The organism is Leptospira stimsonii (assembly GCF_003545885.1).
In the GTDB taxonomy this organism is placed as follows: domain Bacteria; phylum Spirochaetota; class Leptospiria; order Leptospirales; family Leptospiraceae; genus Leptospira; species Leptospira stimsonii.
In genome coordinates, this window is the sequence record NZ_QHCT01000005.1 from 291,217 (window position 1) to 312,854 (window position 21,638).

Consider the following 21,638-nt stretch of genomic DNA (forward strand, 5'->3'; position numbering starts at 1 on the left):
CCATGTCCGAGAAAAAGTTTCAGATCGCACTCATCGGAGGCTCTGGAAGAATGGGGCGCGCCATCCTCACGGTTCTCTCCACGTCTTCCAAGTCGGAATTGTCTTCCTCCGTCGTCAGTTCCGGTTCCGTTTTTTTAGGAATGGATTCGGGTTTGCATTCGGGAATCAAGCAGAACGGAGTTTCCTTTACGTCGGATATTCACGCCGCAGTGCAAGGTGCGGATTGTGTGATCGATTTTAGCACCCATCAGAATTTGGATGTTACTCTCAAGGCTTGTGTCTCATTAAAAAAACCTTTGGTCGTCGGAATCACCGGTCTTACGGAATTACAAAAGGATTCTCTTCGAGTCGCGTCGAAAGAGATCGCGATCGTATTTTCACCGAATATGTCCATCGGCGTGAATCTTCTTTTTAAGTTAACCGAAATCGCGGCCAAGGTAATGGGAGAAATTTCCGACATCGAAATCCAAGACATTCATCATCGTCATAAAAAGGACGCACCTTCCGGAACCGCCGAAAAATTAAAAAGTATTCTTCTCGAAACGTTAGGCAGAACGGAGAAGAATGTAGTGCACGGAAGACACGGAATTCTCAAAGAAAGGGACCCAAAGGAAATCGGAATTCATACTCTCCGCGCGGGAGAAGTGATCGGAGATCACACGGTTTATTTTTTTACTCCCGAAGAAAGAATCGAAATCACGCACAAGGCCCAGGATCGGAAGACCTTCGCGGTCGGGTCCGTTCACGCCGCGGAATTTTTGGTCGGTCGTAAGCCCGGACTTTACGATATGTTTGCGGTTTTAGGATTGTAAGGAGAAGGGGAAGTTTTGTTTTTTTTCAAGAACATATCCCTTTTTCCTCTCGGTAAAAATCCGTTTATCATCATCCTCGACGTCCTCATCGTCAGTGTTCTCATCTATCAATTCTACACGACGATCCGAAGAACCCGTGGGATTCAACTTCTCCTTGGAGTCGCTCTCATCTGGCTTTTGGGAATCTTTGCGAGTTACTTCGAACTCGAACTCCTCGATTGGATCATAGAAAACATCCGCCCCGCGCTCGTCTTTGCGATCATCGTTTTACTTCAACCCGAACTCAGAAAGATCACCGCCGATCTTTCCAAGATGAAAATCTTTCAGCCCTTTTTATTAAAGCAGATGACCGATCTGGAAGAGATCACCGAAGCCGTAAAGATCATGGCGAAGAATAAGACCGGTTCTCTCATCGCGATCGTTCGTGAAAACAGTCTGAAAGAAATCATCGATCAGTCCGTTCAATTGGACGCGATCATCTCGACAAGTTTACTACTAACCATTTTTAAAAAGAATTCTGCGCTTCACGACGGGGCGGTGATCATCGAACAAAACCGAATCGCCTGCGCCGGCGCATTCTTACCGATGACTCAGAATTTGGACGACGCGAGAATGGGCGCAAGGCACAGGGCCGCACTCGGAATTTCGGAAGAATCGGATTCGATCGTGATCGTTACTTCCGAGGAGACCGGAGAAATTTCGGTTTGTTACGACGGAGAAATGACTCATCCTGTCAAACCCATAGAGCTTAAGAATTTCGTGAATACGATCCTTCAAAAAAGAGTTACGGGTCCGGAGAAGCACAGTCTTGCTTCGGACGATAAGACGGGTTAACCCAAGATGCTGAAACGAATCTTCAACAACTGGCAGGCAAAACTCGGATCGATTCTTCTCGCGATTCTTTTTTACGTAAATTTACAAAATTCTAAAATACTCGTAAAAGAAATCAATATTCCGATCGAATATCCGAAGTTAGGCAGTTCACTCACCGTTTCCAAAGCATCGGATAAAACCTTTCCGGTAAAAGTGGAAGGAGTTCGGGAATACGTGAATTATTATTCCCAATTCTTAAAAGCGCACGTAAGCGCTTCCGATCTCAAACCCGGTGAAAATTCCGTTTCTTTGTATCGAATCTCCGGCGCTCCGGCCGGACTTCGCATTACAAAACTCAAAGACAAGGTAAAGGTCATCGTAGAATCGAACTCAGGAAAATTTCTTCCGATCGACGTGAAGTTTACCGGAGATCTTCCGCCTAATTATGTGAAGACGGGGCCGTTTGTTTCTCCATCCGTGATTCACGTCAGCGGTCCACCGGGAGTTTTGGACGATCTCGGAAAAATTTCCTTTCCTCCGATTTCTCTCAAAGACAAAACCGAGTCGTTTACGATCAAACACAAACTTCCGGATTTTCCGGCGAGTGTCAAGGTAAGGGATAACGTAAAGGAAGTCACGATCCGAGTGAACATCTTTGCAAGCGCGTCTAACGCGGGCGAAACCCTTCTTCTCGGAATTCCGATCAAATGCCAGAGTTTGGATAAGAATCTGGAGGCAGAATTCTCGGAGCCGGAAGTTTCCGTAAAACTCCAGTCAAAAACTCCTCTGAAAAGTATTCAAGTCATCAAGGGGCTTTCTGCGAGCGTCGTCTGTTCTCATAAATACGATCCGAAGACGAAAAAAATTCTCCCTGATAACAAACCGGTTTTTGCAAAGATCAAGTTGACCAAGGCCCCTTCCTTAAAGGCGGTCGATATCCTCGGCGTTTTTCCGGATCGTATTTCGATTCTTTATAAGGTCAAACCCGATAAGGACAAATCCGGAAGCGAAGACGGCGACAACGGAGAAGAAGAGAATACGATCGAACCCGATTCCAACCCGGAGCTCCTCGAAGAAGAATGAAAATTTCCGTCGGCAACGATATCGTTGAAAACTCCAGAATCCGAGAACTTTTGGAAAAACACGGCGACCGTTTTTTAAAACGGGTCTTTTCCGAATCCGAAAGGGAATACTGCACGAATCGTAAAGATCCGATTCCCCATCTCAGCGGAAGATTTTGCGTCAAAGAAGCCTTTATCAAAGCGATCGAACCCGGAGACAAAGTGATTCTGGATATGAGGGAAATTGAACTTTTCGGAAAGGAATTCGGAAAAAAAGAATTGGTACTCCACGGAAAATCGAAAGAATTGTTTCTTACCAAAGGGTACAGCGGATGTTCGGTTTCGATCAGTCACGCTGAGAATTATTCCACCGCAATCGTGGTGCTTTACAGGGAGTAAAAGATGATCTCTGAAACGATGAAACAAACCATTCAATTTTACAACGAAGGTTTGAGCTTATACAAAACCAGAAAGTTCGCGGAAGCCCTTGAAAAGTTTCAGAAGGCGAGCGAGCTCTCACCGGAAGACGGTCCTTCTAAAAAATACATCGGCCGATGTCAGGCATTTATCGCAACTCCTCCTCCAGACGACTGGGACGGAGTTTTTGAAATGAAAACAAAATAAGAGAATCCATGTCCAAGAAACCCGCAACCAGAACCGCTCGTCCGATCACCGAATACGGAGCGATTTCCACAGTTCTCGGAAAAGAGACTTCCTTTTCCGGGATTCTAAACTTCCAAAAACCTCTCGAAATCTCGGGTGAGTTTCAAGGCGAGATCGAATCCGAAGGGTTTCTTCTCGTGAGTGAAGGCGCAAAGGTTCGCGCGAACATCAAAGCGGGAACCGTGATCGTCGGCGGCGAAATCACTGGAAACGTGATCGCGACGCAAAAGCTCGAAATGCTTTCTACCGGTAAAGTAAACGGAAATATCAAAACTTCCAAACTTCAAATTGCAGATGGAGTAATCTTTGACGGGAACTGTGAGATGATCCAGCCCAATAAAGATTGACCCACGCTTAAACCAGTAAAAAGTGGTATCTGCTAACCCGAAAAAGCCTACGGACAGGGCTGAGATAGGCAAAATCGCCCTCATTCTGCTCCTTGGATTTTTCGCAGGAGCCGTGACGGGAGTCATTCTCGATCGCCTAACGGGCGTTTCTTTTTTCTCTTCCTACCTGCTCCGAGAAGCAATCAAATTTGAACTCTACGTAATCAAGGTTGAGATACAATTTACCCCTGCTAGTCTGATAGGACTCGTAGCGACGTTGTATTTCATACTAAAAAAGGGGTAAAACATGTCAGTGATTTCAATGAAAAACCTTCTGGAAACCGGAGTACACTTCGGACACCAGACTCGCAAATGGAATCCCAAAATGGCGCCGTATGTATTTACGGCAAGAAACGGGATTCACATCATCGATCTTCAAAAGACCGTTCAAAAAGCAAAAGAAGCTTACGACGCTCTGAAAAAACAAACTTCAGACGGCAAAAAAGTTCTTTTTGTGGGAACGAAGAAACAAGCGAGAGGCGCGATCGAAAGAGAAGCCATCCGCTCGAATATGTTCTTTATCAATAACCGCTGGCCGGGCGGACTCTTAACCAACTGGAACACAGTGAAGAAGAGTATTGCTCGTCTCAAAAAACTCGAAGGAATGGAAGCCGACAACAGCTTCGAGAAAGAAGTGAAAACAAAAAAAGAAATCCTCACTCTGAGAAGAGAGTTGGATAAACTTCGTAAAACTCTCGGTGGAATCAAAGACATGGCGACCATTCCGGAAATCATGTTCGTGATCGATCCTAAAAAAGAAGAAATCGCGGTAAAAGAAGCGAGAAAACTCGGTCTTACGATCTTCGCGGTTGTCGACACCAACTGCGATCCTGAACTCATCGATTATCCGATTCCGGGTAATGACGACGCGATCCGTGCGATTTCCCTTTTCCTCGAAACGATGGCAAACGCAGTCATCGAAGGAACGGGTGGAGTGGTAGAACAACCACGTTTCAGCGAAGACCTGGATTCCGAAGCTCTGGCTCTGGAATATCAAGGTGAATATGATGAAAGCGGAAAGTTCATCATGGACGAAGATCCTGAATCTAGAAAATCCAAAGCGGCGGCCGCCGCCGCGGCATTAGAAGCGGGTGCAACTCCTGCGGTTGCGGAAGAGCCTGCGACTACTACGATCGAAGTAGACAAGAACGAGTAAGGAATTCTACGAAATGGCAGTATCTACAGATTTAATCAGAGAACTCAGAGAGAGAACCAGTGCAGGAATGATGGACTGCAAAAAAGCTCTCGAAGAAAACAACGCAGATATCGAAAAAGCGATTACTTGGCTCCGTGAGAAAGGAATCGCTAAGGCCGCTAAAAAAGCCGGAAGAGAAACCAAAGAAGGAAGAGTGGTTTCTTACATTCACGGAAACGGAAAGATCGGAGTCTTGGTAGAACTGAACTCCGAGACTGACTTCGTTTCAAAGAATGAGGACTTCGAAGCCCTTGGAAAGGAAATCTGCATGCAGATCGCCGCAATGAATCCTCTCTATTTGAACGAAGAATCCATTCCTGCGGAAGATCTTGAGAAAGAAAAAGGAATCATGAGAGTTCAGTTGGAAGCGGAAGGAAAGAAGGCCGAACAAATCGACAAAATTCTTCCCGGAAAAATCAAAAAATACGTTTCCGAAGCTTGTCTCGTAAACCAAGCGTTTTTCAAAGACGATTCTAAGACCATTGACGACTTAGTCAAGGAAGCGATCGCGAAATTCGGTGAGAACATCACCATCGCTCGTTTCGTCCGCTTTCAGGTAGGTGGACTCTAAGTTTTGGCAACCGAAGCGAAGTATAAAAGAATTTTGATCAAACTCTCCGGAGAAGCACTCGCCGGAGAGGGAGAATTCGGGATTGATACCAATAAGGCCCATTCTCTCGCAGAAGAAATCAAAGAAGTTCACGATCTCGGCGTCGAGATCGCTCTGGTTGTCGGCGGTGGAAACATCATCCGAGGAACCAATCTTGCCAAAGCGGGGATCGATCGTGCGACCGCTGACTACATGGGAATGCTCGCGACCATCCAGAACGCACTGGCACTCCAAGACGCTTGTGAAAAAAAAGGACTCTATACGAGAGTTCAATCCGCGATCGAAATCAATTCTATAGCAGAGAGTTATATTCGCCGTCGCGCGGTTCGTCACTTGGAAAAGTCAAGAATCGTAATCTTCGCGGGTGGAACCGGAAATCCTTACTTTACAACGGATACGACCGCGAGTCTTCGCGCTGTGGAAGTTGGTTGTGACGTGATTCTCAAGGCCACAAAAGTGGACGGAGTTTACACCGCGGATCCGAAAAAAGACAACACAGCAAAACGTTATTCTCAGATTTCCTTTATGGAATCGATCAATCGTCGATTGAAGGTGATGGATTCTACCGCTCTTAGTTTGTGTATGGAAAACAATATGTCCATTATTGTTTTTGATATTTTCAAAAGAGGGAATCTAAAAGACCTCATTACCGGAACGAACATCGGGACCCTGATCTCTAACTCGGAGGACATAAAAATCGATGGCCAGTGAAGAAATCATCTCAGGAATGAAAACGAAAATGGATAAGACCATTGACCTCGTAAAAAAGGACTTTGGCACCATTCGCACCGGAAGAGCGAACCCTTCTCTTGTGGAAGACATTCGAGTGGATTATTACGGAACGCAAACTCCGATCAATCAGCTCGGAAACATTTCAGTTCCGGAACCAAGAACTCTTACGATTTCTCCTTACGATAAGGGAATCATGAAGGATATCGAGAAAGCGATCCAAACTTCGGGTCTGGGTTTACAACCTTCGAACGACGGAGTTGTCATTCGTATCATCATCCCTGAGTTGACCGGAGAAAGACGGAAAGAACTTGCAAAAGTTGTTAAGTCTAAATCCGAAGAAAAAAAAGTCGCTATCCGAAATATCCGAAGAGATGCGATGGAAGATCTCAAAAAACATACCGAAGGGATGTCCCAGGATGAGATCAAAACGGTTCAGGATCAGATTCAAAAAATCACCGATTCTTATATCGAAAAAATTTCCGCTCTGACCGTAGAGAAGGAAAAGGAAATCACGACGATCTAACGTGGGCTTCCTCAAGTCCGATCTCCCGAAACATATCGCCGTCATTATGGACGGCAACGGTCGCTGGGCCACCGCTCGCGGAAAGTCAAGGTCCGAAGGGCACCGGGAAGGTTCTCTTGCGATCGATCGTTTGATGGACGCAAGTCTCGAACTCGGTCTTCAGAATATTTCCCTCTATGCGTTTTCTACGGAGAATTGGAAACGCCCGATCCCAGAAATTCGCTCCATCTTCAACCTTCTCATCGAATTTATAGAAACGCGACTGGATACGATTCACGCAAGAGGAATCAAAATCCATCACTCGGGTTCGCGTAAACGGCTGACTCGGGGTGTTTTGGACAAGATCGACTTTGCAATTGATAAAACGAAAAAGAATAAGAATCTCACCGTAAACTTCTGTTTGAATTACGGATCGAGGGATGAACTCTTAAAAGCGGCCCAAGAGGTTTTTTTAGAAAGAAAACGTTCGAAAGTCTCTTTTGAAAAGCCGTTGAAAGAAAAAGAACTCGAAAAATTTTTATATACGTCCACCCTTCCTCCCGTAGATTTACTGATCAGAACGGCCGGAGAACAAAGACTTTCTAATTTTCTACTTTGGCAGTCCGCTTACGCGGAACTGTATTTCACCGATACTCTCTGGCCCGACTTTGACAAAAATTCACTGGTGGATTCCTTAAAATGGTATGAAACCAGAACCCGGAAATTCGGAGGATTGGAGAATGGGTGAAACATCCAAAAGAATCGCGTCTGCCGCGGTATTAGTAGTATTTTATCTTTTTATGATATTCTATGCGGATTTTTATTATCTGCAGTCTTATTTGATTCTTCTTTTGGGCGGTTATATAGGAATCAAAGAATTCTATAATTTGGCGGATCGAGGCGACGAAGGACGACCGTTTCGAGGAACGGGAACATTCTTTATGTTCGTCATTCTTACGTTTTATTATTTCCGATTCATCGCGTCTCAGAACAAGTTCGAACCTCCGATTTTCTTTCTTCAATACATCAAATACTTTGTGCCTCCGTTCGATCCGGTTCCGGTTGCGTTTCTTCTTTTGTTCATCGTCATCTTTACTCTTCAGATCACCAGACGCCCGTTAGACGGCGCGATCTTTTCCGTATCTTCCACGTTTCTCGGTGTGTTTTATACCGCGGTTCCTCTCGGACATCTTCTTCTTCTTTTGGGAATGGGGCAGGGGATCTACTATATCATCCTCGTTTCCGTGATCACATTCCTTACGGACGCGGGCGCGTATTTTGGAGGAAGATGGTTCGGTCGACATCCGGCGGGCCTTGCGATCTCTCCGAAAAAAACCTGGGAAGGTTACGCGACTGGGATTGTGACCGCGATCGTTTCCGTTTTTATCTTCAACGCGATCTGGGAGAATTCCACGGGAAACCGTTCTCCGATCTCCGGAGTAGAAGTCTTTTTGATTTCGATCATCATTTCTCTCGTGAGCGTGATCGGGGACTTACTCGAGTCCGCGATGAAACGCGACGCAAAGATCAAGGATTCCGGTTCTCTGATTCCGGGACACGGCGGGGTTTTGGATCTGGCCGACGCTCTTTTGATCACGATTCCAGTGTTGTATTATTATCTCCAAATCAAGGGGAATCTTGGTTTCCAAGTCTAATTGGATATGGCAACCACCGTCTGTCTTCTGGGCGCTTCGGGTTCCGTAGGAGAATCCACTCTCAAGGTTCTACGCACCTTTCCGGAAGAATTTAGACTTCATTCTTTCAGCGTTCATTCCAATCTCCAGAAAGCTCTGGAGATTCAGAAAGAATTTTCTCCTTCGTTTATATGCGTAAGCTCGGAAAACGCGGATCGATCCGTTCTCGGAAACAAAATCGGAAAGACTGAAATTTTGTATGGAGAATCCGCTCTCACCGAGCTTGTCAAAGATTCTTCCATCGAAATCGTGATTACCGCTATCGTAGGTTCCGTGGGTTTACGTCCAACGATCGCCGCGATCACATCCGGGAAAAGATTAGGAATCGCTAATAAAGAAACGTTAGTCACGTCCGGTCCTCTGATCAATTCCCTGATTCGCAAACACAATACAAAAGTGGTTCCGGTCGATTCGGAACACAACGCACTCTTTCAACTTTTGGAATCCATAAAACCCGAAGCTGTGGATAAAATCATTCTCACCGCATCGGGCGGTTCCTTTCGTGATACGCCGATCGATCAATTGCCTCTGGTCACAAAAGAACAGGCGCTCCACCATCCGACCTGGAGTATGGGTCCGAAGATTACGATCGATTCCAACGGAATGATCAACAAAGGACTCGAGGTCATCGAAGCTCATTTTCTTTTCGGATTCCCTTACGAGAAGATCGGGGTCGTCATTCATCCGCAGAGTATCGCCCACGGAATCGTGGAATTGAAAGACGGAGCTTCGTTTGTTTACGCTTCTTATCCCGATATGATCTTTCCGATCGCACATTCTCTCTTCCATCCGGAACCGGTGCCGCAGGTGTTACGGTCTCATCCATCGAAAGATTGGGGAAAACTGGAATTTAGGGAACCCGATCTGAAACGTTATCCTGGTTTGGCCCTCGCGTTCGAAGCCGGAAAGACAGGCGGAACGGCTCCTTCTATTTTTAACGCGGCCAACGAGGCGGCGGTAGAATTGTTTTTAAAAGACGAGATTCGTTTTGTGGACATTCCACAATACATCTCCGCCGCGTTAGACGAAATTCCAATCACGTATCCTGACACCCTGGAAGGTTACGAAGACGCAGATCGTGTTGCCAGGGAGACCGTCGGAAATCTGAAATCAAGGAAGGCTTTATCCGCATGTTGATCATGGTATTAGGCGCCGTATTTATGTTGGCTATTTCTATTTTTATTCACGAGTTGGGACACCTTCTCTGTGGAATGCTCGTCGGTGTGAAGGCGAGAATTTTTTCAATTGGATACGGTAGAGGCATCTGGAAGAAGAAGGTGGGAGAAACCACTTATCAGATCACCGCGATCCCGGTCGGAGGATACGTTCTTTTTAAAGGCGACGATTACGGCGGAGAAATCAAAGGAGAACCCGGAGAACTATTATCCACTCCGCCTCTCAAAAGAATGATTCCCGTGCTCGGCGGTCCTCTTTTCAATTTGTTTCTCGGTTTTGGTTTATTACTGATTTTGAATTTTCTTGGACACAATCCTCCTGGAAACAGAATCTTTATCGATCCTGCGGATCAAGAATTCTCCGCCGCGTATCAATCCGGACTTCGGACTGGAGACCGGATTCTTAGCATCAATGGAAACAAAACCGAAAAGTTCGAGGACATCGTAACGGGAGTCGGACTTTCTTCGGGAGAAGCACTGAAGCTCGTTGGGGAAAGAGAAGGGAAGAAGTTGGAATGGATCGTAACACCTCGGATCGTATACAACCCAAAACGCGCCTCCGGAATTCCCACGATCGGAGTCGAACCCTTCGGAGAGAGAAGGGTCGTCGCGACATTCAGTTATTCCGAACAATTTCAACACTGGCTTTCCTCCAAGTTGGACAAAACACATGAAGCCGAGAACTACTACCAAGAACGTTTGAAAAAAGCGGTCGAAGGAAGAGACATTCCCGCTGAAGTTCTTTTGGAAAAAGAGAAAGAAGAAAAAGAAAGTCTTCTTCGTTCTCGCGCTCTGACGTATTTAAACGACGGAGACGTGATCCAGACGATCAACGGAAGAACCGTTTCCACCGTGGGAGAACTGCAAAAAATTCTGGGAGAATACCAGAATCAAACCGTAAAGATCGTAGTCGATCGTAAGACCTATCCTTTGGTCAATCCTTGGTCCACCGAAATTGCAAACGTGGACGTTCCCGTTCTCGGAGCAAACATATTAGAATTTAAGAATCTAAGAGATAAAAAATTTCCCGAACTCGGACTTGAATCGTATCAATTCGCGAGTTACGATCCCGAGCTTGGACAAAAACTTCTCAACTTGGCCGTGGACGGAAAAACCTTTCCGAGTTTTGAAGAACTTCTCGCATACGTTAAAGGGAAGAACGGGGAAACTGTTACCGTAGACATGGGAAACCTCAGGCTCGAAGCCGAGCCGAAGGTAAGACCGATCGGACTTTTGGGTTTTAGACCGAACATGAAATTCAATCCGGAGCCGATGGCCAGAGAACTCGGATTTTTAGAATCCTTTGTGGTCGCGGGAACAGACGTCTATGAGAATGTGGAAACCACTCTCAAAGGAATCGGCATGTTGTTTTCCGGAATTCTTTCCGTAAAGGACAGCCTTTCCGGACCCGTGGGAATCGTCTCGTATGCCGGAATCAGTTTGGAGATCGGCTGGCAGACTTACTTGGAGTTTGTCGCGAGGATCTCGATCGCTCTGATGATTATGAATTTACTTCCCATTCCGATGGCGGACGGTGGACATATCGTATTGTATGCGTATGAAGCGATCACCGGAAGACCTCTTCCTGGAAAAGTGATCGAGTCCATCTTTAGAATCGGATTTTTATTCTTACTCGGACTCGGACTCTACGTCACCTTCAACGATGTAACGCGATTTTTCTAAAACGCATGAAAGCATCGAAATATATTTTACCCACAGAAAAAGAAAATCCTGCGGACGCGGTTGTCGCGTCCCATCGTCTGATGATTCGCGCCGGTTTGGTTCGTAAATCCTCCGCCGGTCTTTACTTCTATCTCCCTCTTGGTGTGAGAATTCTTCAAAAGATCAAACAGATCATTAGGGAAGAGATGAACGCGACGGGGGCATTGGAATTCGACCTTCCCATTCTCACTCCTTCCGAACTCTGGGAACAGAGCGGAAGATGGAACGCGATGGGAAAAGAAATGTTTCGGATCCAAGATCGACACGACCTCAAATACGCGCTCGGGCCAACTCACGAAGAATCTTTTAGTTATCTCGTAAAGCCTCTTTTGAAATCGTATAAGGATCTTCCGATCAACGTCTATCAGATCCAGACGAAGTTTCGTGATGAGATTCGTCCACGCTTCGGAGTGATTCGTTCGAGAGAGTTTATTATGAAAGATGCATATTCTTTTCATATAGACGACGCTTCTTTGGACGAAACCTATCAAGCGATGAGAGTCGCTTATCGAAAGATGTTCGATCGTTGCGGTCTCAAGACCATTCCCGTTCTTGCAGATTCCGGAAGTATGGGCGGTTCGGCTTCGGAAGAATTTATGGTCGTATCTCCGATCGGAGAGGAAACCTTGCTTCTTTGCGCGAAGTGCGATTACAGTTCGAACAGCGAAAAAACTCCCCTTATATTAGAAAAAGAGAATATTCCTTCTACGCTTCCCGAGAAAAAAGAAGTTTCGACTCCGGGCAAAAAGACCATCGAAGAAGTGAGTCAGTTTCTCGGAATTTCCGCGAAAGAAACGATCAAAGCGGTCGCTTTAAAATCGGAAAAAAAGAAGATTCTTGTCTATCTTCGCGGAGATCTGGAACTCAATCTTCACAAACTTCATTCTCTTCTGCGAATTGTGGATACGGAGCCGATGAGCGATTTGGAAATCGGAGAACTCGGGCTGGTTCCCGGTTTTATTCAACCGATTGCGCCGAACGAGAAAGTAAAGGTTTTATACGATCGTTCCTTACAGAAAGAACTTCCGTATGTCGTCGGTGGAGGGAAGGAAGATCTTCATATCCAAGGTTTTATCTTGGAAAAGGAAATCTCCAATCTGCCCGAATTTGCGGATGTCGCATTAGCAAGAGAAGGGGATCTTTGTCCGAATTGTAATTCTCCCTTAAAAGCTGAAAAAGGAATCGAGGTCGGGCATATCTTCAAACTCGGAGAAAAATATACGAAGGCTTTCGGGATTCAAGTTTTGGATCAAAGCGGAAAAGCGAGAACGCTTACGATGGGCTGTTACGGAATCGGGGTCAACAGAACCCTTGCGACCGTGATCGAACAGTGCAACGACGATAAGGGGATTTTTTGGCCGATCAGCATCGCGCCTTTCGAAGTGACTCTTGTGAGCATCACGAAAGGTGAAGAACAATACGCAAAAGCAGAAGAATTTTATAATGTTCTAAAGAATGAAGGCGTCGAAGTTTTCTGGGACGACCGCGATCTCGGCCCGGGATTTAAACTAAAAGATTCCGAACTCATCGGTTTTCCGATCCGAGTCACGATCGGAAAAAAATTCTTCGAAAACGGAGAACTTTCGATCTACAATCGCAAAAAGGATAAAGAAGAATCCTTTGTTTTTACCGATTTTGAAGATTTTACAACTCGAGTAGAATCGCTTCGCCAAGAACTCTTTGCAGAGTTGGAGTAGGTATGGGAAAAGAATCAAAACATTCCGAAAAGGAAGGATATTTCGGGGAATTCGGCGGACGTTATTCTCCTGAAATTCTTCACGACGCTCTCGTGGAACTCGAAGCCACGTACAAGAAGTTAAAGAAAAACAAACACTTCAAAAAAGAACTCGAATACTATCGTAAGAATTATATCGGAAGACCTTCTCCCCTGACTTACGCGGAACGTCTGACAAAGGCCTGGGGTGGCGCGAGAATCTGGCTCAAGAGAGAAGATCTCAATCATACAGGCGCCCATAAGATCAACAACACGATCGGACAGGTTCTGATCGCAAAGGCGATGGGAAAAACAAGAATCATCGCCGAGACCGGAGCGGGTCAGCACGGTGTTGCGACCGCGACCGTGGGAGCGATGTTCCAGTTGGAAACCGTCGTTTACATGGGCGACGAGGATTTGCGTCGCCAAGAACTCAACGCGATTCGCATGAGAATGATGGGCGCGAAGGTCGTAGGCGTCTCTGCCGGAACCGCCACTCTCAAAGACGCGACAAGCGAAGCGATGAGAGACTGGGCATTGAATGTTTCCAATACACATTACATCGTGGGTTCCGCGGTGGGACCTCATCCGTTTCCGACGATCGTAAGAGACTTTCAATCCGTCATCGGGATCGAATCCAGAAAACAATTCAAAAAAGAGAATGGAAAACTCCCGAATGCCGTAGTCGCCTGCGTTGGAGGCGGCTCGAATGCGATCGGGATGTTCTACGGTTTTCTCAAGGATAAGAAGGTGAAGCTCTATGGTGTAGAAGCCGGAGGTTATTCTTCTACACCCGGTTCTCACTCGGCGACGATGGCGTTCGGAAAGACTGGATTCTTACATGGAACCAAAACTCTCGTGATTCAGGACGAGTTCGGTCAAATCGTTCCGGCTCATTCTGTTTCTGCGGGTCTTGATTATCCCGGAGTCGGTCCGGAGCACGCATTCTTAAATAAGAACGGAAGAGTCACCTATGCAAACGTAAACGACGAAGGTGCGTTAGACGCGTTTCTCGAAGTCTGCCGAATTGAAGGTATCATTCCCGCTCTCGAAACAGCCCACGCCTTTCAATATGCAAAATCTCTTGCGAAAGAGATGGGAAAGAAAGAGGACATTCTTATCTGTTTATCCGGAAGAGGGGACAAGGACGTAGCCGAAGTGGCGAGACTGAGAAAAGGAGAATTTTCTTGAGCACGATATCTGCCGTATTCTCGGATGAGAAAAGTGTTTTTATCCCTTATATCTCGTTAGGCGATCCTGATTACGATTCTTCCGTTGTTTGGGCGGATGCTCTGATTCGAGGAGGCGCCGGGATCTTAGAATTGGGAATTCCGTTTACAGATCCTGTGGCCGATGGTCCGGTAATCCAGAAAGCGTTTAAGAGAGCCTTGGCTCATCCTTTTTCGATGAAGAAAATTTTGGAAGTGACCGCTGAAATTCACAAACTTCATCCGGAAACACCTCTTGTTTATCTGACGTATTTCAATCCCCTGTATTCGATGGGTTTAGAATCGTTTACGGAGATGGCTAAGAATTCCGGAATCCAAGGTCTGATCATTCCCGATCTTCCGTACGATACCCCGGAAGCCGAAGAATTTTTTACTCAACTTGAAAAGAGAAAGATTGATTTTATTCATCTTGTTACCCCGGCCACAACGGAAGAGAGAATTCGTTCTATGAAGTCGCTTGCTTCCGGTTTTATTTATTACGTTACTTCTTACGGTGTTACCGGAGAAAGAAGAGCTCTCGCGGAAGGTCTGGAAGAAAGAATCAAGTTTGTGAAGAAAGTTGTTTCCCTTCCTGTTTGTGCCGGCTTTGGGATTTCTTCTGCAGATCAAGCAAGGGAAATTTCAAGATACGCCGACGGTGTGATCATTGGCTCCGCAGTTCAGAGGATCATCGAAGAGAACGGGAATAACCGGGAGCTTTGTGTGGAAAAGTTATTTTCGTTTTCCTCTGAGATTCGTTCTTCTATGAGATGATGAGGACTCCAGCCTCCATTTTTTGGGGCGTTCATTTTGTCGGCAGTGGAGAGGGAAGAAGGTTTTTTTTAGGATGGGTGAGCACGTGATTTACGGATTTGACTGCGGACCTCTCTTTTAGAGAAGATTAACTTTCTAGTAATAGAAAGAATGGTTGGAACTCCATTCGATTTCGTTTCACGGTTAACTTTTGGTTCGCAATCCAATTCTAATAAAATAGAAAAAAGGAGACAACGCGAAATCCCCAATCCCCAGGCGAGAATCCCTAACTTTACCCAGTCCTCCTCAAAAGGACGAAAATTCATTTTTTTCAGATTGAGATTTTCCTCCTGGTATTTCGCGTAAACCAATCTCTTCCCTAAAAATTTTTTCCGAATCAAAGCTTCGTCAAATCGTAACAAAAGAACGCTCAAAGACGACCTCAAAAACCTCGCCTTCAACCCCTTCTCCCTCACAAAATACTCCGGAATCAAAAGGGAGCAAAGATGCCCCTTTCTCCGAATCTCGCAAGATGCAACCCCCGAGCACAAAGAAGAAACCCTCATACAAAGGACGGTTCCGCGGGAAAAACCTTCGGAGGCAAAAACCGTCAAAAAATTGACAAAACCGAAACGGAGAACCGAAAAGAAACCCAAAAAACGAAACAAAAATCAAAAACAACCCCGAAGAGGGAACCAACGAAACCGGAAAATATTGACGAATCTCAGACGGATAGGATACTGATCCCCGATCTCTTCCCGGAGGAACTATGAGCGAAGCCAAATTTAAAATCACTCCCATACAGATTGTCTTTATCATTTTAGGAATCTTAGGAATCCTTCTCATCAGCTTTACCGCATTTTTCCCGAACTTTTCCCAGAATACGGAATTCCTCTTGGGCGGGTTCGCGGCCCTCATTCTCGCAGCCTATCCGATCTACAAATTCATAGCCGAGAACACACCGGACAAACAAAGATCAGGGAGTATCTGGCTCGCGGTGGTCGTATCCTTAGTGATGTTTTTTCTCTATCAGATCTTCACGCCACTTTCCGAGTTAGAAGAATCTTCCGTCTCTTGGAGATTCACACTCTTAAGAGCGGGGGTCAATAAGAGCGAGAAAGAATCGGACGAAGGAACGATCGAGTACACGCGTTACAATCCTCCGCCGGGAGCCAGACAGGACATCCAGATCATCGGGATCACGACTACCTCTCTCGAAAAGTTGCAAGGAAGATGGCCGCTTCCATGGAAATATTACGCAAACATAATAGACATATTTAAGAATACGTCGAATCAGCTCATGTTCGATATTTTCTTCGTGGATTATAAGCCGGGACAGACGGAAGAAATGGCGGAAGCGTTAGCCAAAAATCCTCAGGTCATGTTTGACTACCCGATGGAAACGAGTTTGGAATCAAAGAGTTCGATTCTAAATTTGGAAAATCGAATCGACGTTTTGAGAAAGTTCAAACTGGAGAATGTGGAAGATCCGGGAGATCTCGGAAGATCCTGGTTGAAGTTTCCGCAACCTCCGATCGAACCCGTCGCCGAAAAAGCGTCCGGATTAGGATTTGCGAATATTAAAAAAGACGAAAGTGGCCTCAACAGAAGGATGCCTCTGGTCGCAAAATTATTAAACGCGGGCCCTTTGAGAGAAACGGAATACTATCCTTCGATCGACTTGATGATCGCTTGTAATTATCTCGGAGTCGACGTAAAAAGAGACGTGGAAGTCGTGATGGGAAAGTATGTGAAGATCAAAAACATACCTCAAAAGACGCTCACGAGTTTCAATCGGAAAACCTTGAAGATGGAAACCAAGGACATCATGAATCGACCGAACGAGAAGAGGGAGATCAAGATTCCGATCGATGAAGACGGGCAGATGCAGATCAACTTTCCGGGAGGATTGTATTCATTCCGAGCGCACGAGGTTTTCGAGGCGGCGACCGAATGGAATGAGGAGACGGCATCTCAATTTCAAAATACGATTTTCTTAGTAGCGATGTATTATGCGACCGGTGCGGGAGCCGCAAAGGATACGCACTTATCACCATTCGGAGATATGTCCGGGATCGAGCACCACGCGGCGGCGATCAACACGATTCTCAATCAAGACTTTCTCTTTGAATTGCCTCTCTGGGGAGAATTTTTGATTCTAATCATCGTCGGAATTTTGGCGGGGATCATCCAACCGAGACTCAAGACTTGGCTTGCGTTTATCTTCTTCTTAGCGACGGCGTTTCTTTATTCCGTAGTAACTTTGGTAAACTTTTCGGAATTCAATTTGGTGCATCTCTATCCATCCGTGATCTTAGAACAGTTGTTTATCTTCATCGGATTGATCGGATTTAGAATTTTGACGGAAGAAGAGAACGTAAAATATATCCGAAGCACATTCTCCAAATTCGTATCCAAAGACGTCGTGGACGAATTACTCAAGAATCCCGAGAACCTGAACTTAGGAGGATCGAAACGTGATATTACGATCTTCTTCTCGGATATTCGCGGATTTACGACGATGTCGGAAAAAATGGGACCGGAAGAACTCGTTCAATTCTTGAACCAATACTTATCGGAGATGACGGAGATCATCATTGAATTCAAGGGAACGATTGATAAATACATGGGGGATGCGATCATGGCATTTTGGGGGGCGCCCGTGCCTCTGGAAGACCACGCTTACTATGGATGCGCGGCGGGATTGGCTCAGATGAGAAGACTCGCGACACTCAAGGAAGAATGGAAAGCCCGGGATCTACCTCAAATGGATATAGGAATCGGACTCAATTCGGGACCTGCAGTCGTCGGAAACATGGGGAGTTCCCACAGGATGGATTATACCTGTATGGGAGACACAATCAACCTTGGATCTAGATTGGAAGGAACGAACAAGGAATACGGAACCCATATTATTATCTCTGAGTACACCTACGAAAAGGTAAAGGACAGGGTCATCGCAAGAGAACTGGACTTGATTAAAGTGAAGGGAAAGACTCAGCCGGTTCGGATCTATGAACTTCTGGATTTGGTAAACGAGGAAGACCTAAAACTATTAAGAAAACCTTTGCAGGCAGGCTGAGAATTTTATAAAATTAGAATAGAAAGTTTTCATGCAACAGGAACCAACTCTGCTGGATAGAATCAACTATCCGGCCGATCTCCGAAGCGTTCCGCTGGAAAAACTTCCGGTGGTCTGCGAAGAGGTTCGAAATTACATCATCGACACTCTCTCGGGAGTGGGCGGGCATTTCGCAAGCAATCTGGGAGTCGTAGAACTCACGGTTGCTCTTCACTATGTGTTCGATACCCCTAAAGACCGTCTTGTCTGGGACGTAGGACATCAAACTTATCCTCATAAAATCTTAACCGGAAGAAAAGATCGGCTCAATACGGTTCGCAAATTCAACGGACTTTCCGGATTTCCAAAACGAGAAGAATCACCGTACGACCTCTACAATACGGGACACGCTGGAACTTCCATATCGCAAGCGCTCGGCGAGGCGGCCGCGCGGGATTTGACAGGAGGAGATTACAACGTAGTTGCCATCATCGGAGACGCATCGATCGCGACAGGAATGGCGTTGGAAGCGATGAACCACGCGGGACATTTGAAAAAAGACATGATCGTGATTCTAAACGATAACTACATGTCGATCTCCAAAAACGTAGGATCCATATCCAACTATCTCAACAACATCATCACATCTCATTTTTACAACCACTGGAAGAGAATCTTTTATACATTCTTAAAATGGCTTCCGATCATAGGACCGGCGACGGAGCGATTTTTTAAGAAGGTGGAAAAGGGATTCAAGGACGTTTTAACTCCGGGCGGACTTTTCGAAGATTTAGGATTTGGATACATCGGCCCGGAAGACGGACACGACGTGATTCGGCTCGTAAAGATGCTCGAGAAGGTGAAGAAGATGAAGGGTCCGATTCTTCTTCATTTGATCACACAAAAAGGAAAAGGATACGATCCGGCGGAAAGGGATCCGATCAAATATCACGGGGTGACACCGTTTCGAAAAGAAGACGGCGCGATGGAAAGCGGGGATTCTACTAAGATCGCATATAGCAAGATCGTAGGAAAGATGCTCACGATTCTCACCGAAAAAAATCCGAAGATTGCGGCGATTACGCCCGCGATGATTGAGGGAAGTGGACTTAAGGAATACGCAGAGAAATTTCCGGAACATCTTTTCGACGTGGGAATCGCGGAACAACATTCTGTGGCGTTCGCGGGTGCGATGACAAACGGAAATGTGATTCCGTATATGTGTATCTATTCCACATTTTTGACGAGAGGATTGGATCAACTCGTGGAAGACGTCTCGCTGATGAATCTACCGGTTCGTTTTGTGATCGATCGTGCGGGATGTGTTGGGCCGGACGGAGAAACTCATCAGGGTTTATTTGATCTGAGCTATCTTCTGGGATTGCCTCACATGGACGTCTTTGTTCCATCCAATGGACAAGATCTGATCGATTCTTTGAGGCTTATGGAACACTACGATCAGGAACCGATCGCGATTCGATTTCCGAAAGCGAGCGTGGATGTAAAAAGCCTCGATTTTCATAGAAAACCGGAATTGGTTCCCGGGACGTTCCGAGTTCTTAAGAAAGGAAGCGATGTCGCATTATTATCGATCGGATCCATGTTGGACGAGGCAAAAAAAGCGACTGAAATCTTAGAATCATCCGGATTGAGTGTGACTTTGATCGATCTCGTCTGGTTGAGACCGCTCGGAACGGAAGCCTTGAACGAAGAACTGTCGAATGTGCGACATTTCGCGATTTTAGACGAGAGTTATGTCGACGCGGGGGCTTCCGGATATCTACTCAATCGGATCGCACCGGAACAATTGTCGAAATACATCAAAACTTTCGGCTTTCCACCGGAACCGATCCATCACGGAGAGAGAAAGGAAATTTTCCAGGCATACAAATTGGATGCACCATCGATCGCGGGAACCGTCGCAGAGGCATTGAAAAAAAACTTAATCAAGCCTTAGTGGTTCCAAACCGAAAATCAAAGTAAAAACGGGTTATGGAATTGGAAAACTTTACTCCCTCTGATTTTCTGGAAGCGGCAAAATATTTTTACAAAACGGGCGACTCTGATAGAGCTGAATACCTGTTCAAACTTACACTGGAAGAAGAGGATCATCACGAGGCATATTTCTTTTTAGGTCTCATGGAAAATCAAAAGGGGAACCACGAGAGGGGTCTGCTCCACTTCTACAAATCCGTCGAAGTCAATCAGAACTACGGAAATCCTTGCAACGAAATCGGAATCATACTCTTAAGAGCTGGAAAAGAAACGGAAGCAGTCTATTGGTTGAAAAAATCTCTACGTTGCGACTTGAACGACGCGCCTCACATCTCCCTCTATAACTTGGCAACGCTATACAAAATTTGGAATCGACCGGAACGTTCTTTGCAGTATTTGCACCGAGCGATACAAATCAAACCCGACTTCGAAGAAGCAAGAAAACTCAAAGAAGAATTAGGATCAGCCATTTAAAATTCTTTTGGGCGTGCCTCTGCTAACGCAGAGTCGCGCTCTCACTTCAATCTGCAAAGCGCCATAGAGCGGTTTTTAAAAACCAAAATTCAATCTTCAAGATGGCGCATTGCAGTATTTACGCTCGATCGCTCACGCAAAAGAAAAAGAGAGAAGTTCCAATTTTGAAAAAAAGGTTTCTTCGACCTCTCTGAAATTCCATTTTCTATTCCGGAACGAAAAGGAATGAGAAAATCGCAAAAAAATCTCCGCTAATTAAAAGAAAAAGTAAAAGTCAAAAGGTTAGCCCTCGATCCGTATAACTCTCGTTAGATACGATCTCGGGCAGATCTTCCTGAGCTCCGATCGCTCACTGATATAGGAAAAGGATCCGAATTGTGGCGCAGCCGAAGGAAACAATCACTGTGGCGTTTTTTGACGGAATAAGAACGAATCAGGAAAATAAGCTGTGACTATTAGAAATCCCCATAAATCCGAGATACAGGCCGTAGCCTCTTTGAAATTTACGTGCTCGAGGCCGCGAAGGACATGCAGGAATCCTGCCATCCCAAGATAGAGACCTCCCAGGGTCGCCGCGAGGCCCAAGAAAGAAAGAAAGAAAGAAAGAAAGAAAGAAAAGGGAGAGTGTAGCCAGTCCCCCCATGAAGTAAGTTAGCAAAACCTAATTCTTTAATTACGAGATGTGCTGAATCACTTCATTGCAAGATACTTGCGGTAAATGCAGGATTTATTATCTGATTTAAACCCGCAGAAAGGAGTCTGACTCCGATGGCCCAGAAGAAAAACCACTTCCAGGTTAGATCCAAGAATCTACTTTGGGGAGAGCGAAAGAAAAATTCTCAAATAATAAAAAGTATTGGTACGAAGAACATCGTTGCAGAAATATAAATTATATAACCCATAGAGCAATTTCGAATCCTCGAGAAGATAAAGTAAAGTCGTTTATCAAAGCGGTGTCGTGTGAAAGTTTCAAAACGATATAGGATTGAATTATGAAACTAGCGACCTCGGTTGACAGAAACGATAAAGTATTCAACCTGAGGAGTATGTATGGCGACGGATTCTCAA

The 21,638-nt window shown here is 45.6% G+C and carries 22 protein-coding genes; 21 read left to right on the plus strand and 1 reads right to left on the minus strand.

Annotated elements, in window-relative coordinates; all coding sequences use genetic code 11:
• Nucleotides 1-2: 2 nt before the first annotated feature.
• From dapB to trpA, 18 genes are read left to right on the plus strand one after another with little or no spacing between them, the layout of a single operon-like run.
• A complete protein-coding gene (dapB, locus tag DLM75_RS18090) occupies nucleotides 3-812 on the plus strand; it encodes a 4-hydroxy-tetrahydrodipicolinate reductase (RefSeq protein WP_118969890.1) in 810 nt (269 codons plus the stop codon).
• A gap of 15 nt (nucleotides 813-827) precedes the next feature.
• Nucleotides 828-1,646, plus strand: coding sequence for a diadenylate cyclase CdaA (cdaA, locus tag DLM75_RS18095; protein WP_118969891.1), 819 nt, complete (start codon nucleotides 828-830; stop codon nucleotides 1,644-1,646).
• A gap of 9 nt (nucleotides 1,647-1,655) precedes the next feature.
• Nucleotides 1,656-2,708, plus strand: a complete 1,053-nt coding sequence (locus DLM75_RS18100) for a CdaR family protein (RefSeq protein ID WP_118969936.1) — start codon at nucleotides 1,656-1,658, stop codon at nucleotides 2,706-2,708.
• The gene (gene acpS, locus DLM75_RS18105; protein ID WP_118969892.1) at nucleotides 2,705-3,085 is read left to right on the plus strand and encodes a holo-ACP synthase; all 381 of its coding nucleotides are present in this window, start codon (nucleotides 2,705-2,707) and stop codon (nucleotides 3,083-3,085) included. Before DLM75_RS18100 ends, acpS begins: the two co-directional genes overlap by 4 nt.
• Nucleotides 3,086-3,088: 3 nt before the next feature.
• Entirely contained in the window at nucleotides 3,089-3,310 is a 222-nt protein-coding gene (locus tag DLM75_RS18110) for a tetratricopeptide repeat protein (protein WP_118969893.1), read from the plus strand.
• An 8-nt stretch (nucleotides 3,311-3,318) separates the two neighbouring features.
• Nucleotides 3,319-3,696, plus strand: a complete 378-nt coding sequence (locus DLM75_RS18115) for a bactofilin family protein (RefSeq protein WP_118969894.1) — start codon at nucleotides 3,319-3,321, stop codon at nucleotides 3,694-3,696.
• A gap of 22 nt (nucleotides 3,697-3,718) precedes the next feature.
• Nucleotides 3,719-3,979, plus strand: a complete 261-nt coding sequence (locus DLM75_RS18120; protein ID WP_069606737.1) for a hypothetical protein — start codon at nucleotides 3,719-3,721, stop codon at nucleotides 3,977-3,979.
• A 3-nt stretch (nucleotides 3,980-3,982) separates the two neighbouring features.
• Complete coding sequence (rpsB, locus tag DLM75_RS18125) at nucleotides 3,983-4,891, plus strand: 30S ribosomal protein S2 (RefSeq protein ID WP_118969895.1); 909 nt, start codon at nucleotides 3,983-3,985, stop codon at nucleotides 4,889-4,891.
• 13 nt (nucleotides 4,892-4,904) lie between these two features.
• The gene (gene tsf, locus DLM75_RS18130) at nucleotides 4,905-5,501 is read left to right on the plus strand and encodes a translation elongation factor Ts (protein ID WP_118969896.1); all 597 of its coding nucleotides are present in this window, start codon (nucleotides 4,905-4,907) and stop codon (nucleotides 5,499-5,501) included.
• 3 nt (nucleotides 5,502-5,504) lie between these two features.
• Nucleotides 5,505-6,251: a UMP kinase gene (pyrH, locus tag DLM75_RS18135; RefSeq protein ID WP_118969897.1), complete on the plus strand. Its 747-nt coding sequence runs from the start codon at nucleotides 5,505-5,507 to the stop codon at nucleotides 6,249-6,251.
• Nucleotides 6,241-6,795: a ribosome recycling factor gene (gene frr, locus DLM75_RS18140; protein WP_118969898.1), complete on the plus strand. Its 555-nt coding sequence runs from the start codon at nucleotides 6,241-6,243 to the stop codon at nucleotides 6,793-6,795. The genes pyrH and frr overlap by 11 nt, the downstream gene beginning before the upstream one ends.
• Before the next feature lie 46 nt (nucleotides 6,796-6,841).
• Complete coding sequence (locus tag DLM75_RS18145; protein WP_241547976.1) at nucleotides 6,842-7,522, plus strand: isoprenyl transferase; 681 nt, start codon at nucleotides 6,842-6,844, stop codon at nucleotides 7,520-7,522.
• Nucleotides 7,515-8,429 (plus strand): phosphatidate cytidylyltransferase, encoded by a 915-nt coding sequence (locus tag DLM75_RS18150; RefSeq protein ID WP_118969900.1) that lies wholly within the window; start codon nucleotides 7,515-7,517, stop codon nucleotides 8,427-8,429. Before DLM75_RS18145 ends, DLM75_RS18150 begins: the two co-directional genes overlap by 8 nt.
• Before the next feature lie 6 nt (nucleotides 8,430-8,435).
• Nucleotides 8,436-9,605: a 1-deoxy-D-xylulose-5-phosphate reductoisomerase gene (gene dxr / locus DLM75_RS18155; RefSeq protein ID WP_118969901.1), complete on the plus strand. Its 1,170-nt coding sequence runs from the start codon at nucleotides 8,436-8,438 to the stop codon at nucleotides 9,603-9,605.
• Nucleotides 9,599-11,326, plus strand: coding sequence for a site-2 protease family protein (locus DLM75_RS18160; protein ID WP_118969902.1), 1,728 nt, complete (start codon nucleotides 9,599-9,601; stop codon nucleotides 11,324-11,326). The genes dxr and DLM75_RS18160 overlap by 7 nt, the downstream gene beginning before the upstream one ends.
• A 5-nt stretch (nucleotides 11,327-11,331) precedes the next feature.
• Nucleotides 11,332-13,062, plus strand: coding sequence for a proline--tRNA ligase (locus DLM75_RS18165; protein ID WP_118969903.1), 1,731 nt, complete (start codon nucleotides 11,332-11,334; stop codon nucleotides 13,060-13,062).
• Nucleotides 13,063-13,064: 2 nt separating this feature from the next.
• Nucleotides 13,065-14,270, plus strand: a complete 1,206-nt coding sequence (trpB, locus tag DLM75_RS18170; protein ID WP_118969904.1) for a tryptophan synthase subunit beta — start codon at nucleotides 13,065-13,067, stop codon at nucleotides 14,268-14,270.
• A complete protein-coding gene (gene trpA / locus DLM75_RS18175) occupies nucleotides 14,267-15,061 on the plus strand; it encodes a tryptophan synthase subunit alpha (RefSeq protein WP_118969905.1) in 795 nt (264 codons plus the stop codon). Before trpB ends, trpA begins: the two co-directional genes overlap by 4 nt.
• 68 nt (nucleotides 15,062-15,129) lie before the next feature.
• Here the strand turns inward: trpA and DLM75_RS18180 are convergent, their stop codons facing one another.
• Entirely contained in the window at nucleotides 15,130-15,606 is a 477-nt protein-coding gene (locus DLM75_RS18180) for a DUF1564 family protein (RefSeq protein ID WP_118969937.1), read from the minus strand.
• Between the two features lie 203 nt (nucleotides 15,607-15,809).
• Here DLM75_RS18180 and DLM75_RS18185 point away from each other — a divergent pair, with 203 nt between their 5' ends.
• The 3 genes from DLM75_RS18185 to DLM75_RS18195 are packed head-to-tail and all read left to right on the plus strand — an operon-like array spanning nucleotide 15,810 to nucleotide 20,570.
• Nucleotides 15,810-18,122, plus strand: a complete 2,313-nt coding sequence (locus DLM75_RS18185; protein WP_118969906.1) for an adenylate/guanylate cyclase domain-containing protein — start codon at nucleotides 15,810-15,812, stop codon at nucleotides 18,120-18,122.
• Between the two features lie 31 nt (nucleotides 18,123-18,153).
• Nucleotides 18,154-20,058 carry a 1-deoxy-D-xylulose-5-phosphate synthase gene (gene dxs / locus DLM75_RS18190; protein ID WP_118969907.1) on the plus strand — a complete coding sequence of 635 codons (1,905 nt, stop codon included), beginning with the start codon at nucleotides 18,154-18,156 and terminating at the stop codon, nucleotides 20,056-20,058.
• Nucleotides 20,059-20,093: 35 nt separating this feature from the next.
• Nucleotides 20,094-20,570, plus strand: a complete 477-nt coding sequence (locus tag DLM75_RS18195) for a tetratricopeptide repeat protein (RefSeq protein ID WP_100787665.1) — start codon at nucleotides 20,094-20,096, stop codon at nucleotides 20,568-20,570.
• The last annotated feature ends 1,068 nt before the right edge of the window (nucleotides 20,571-21,638 follow it).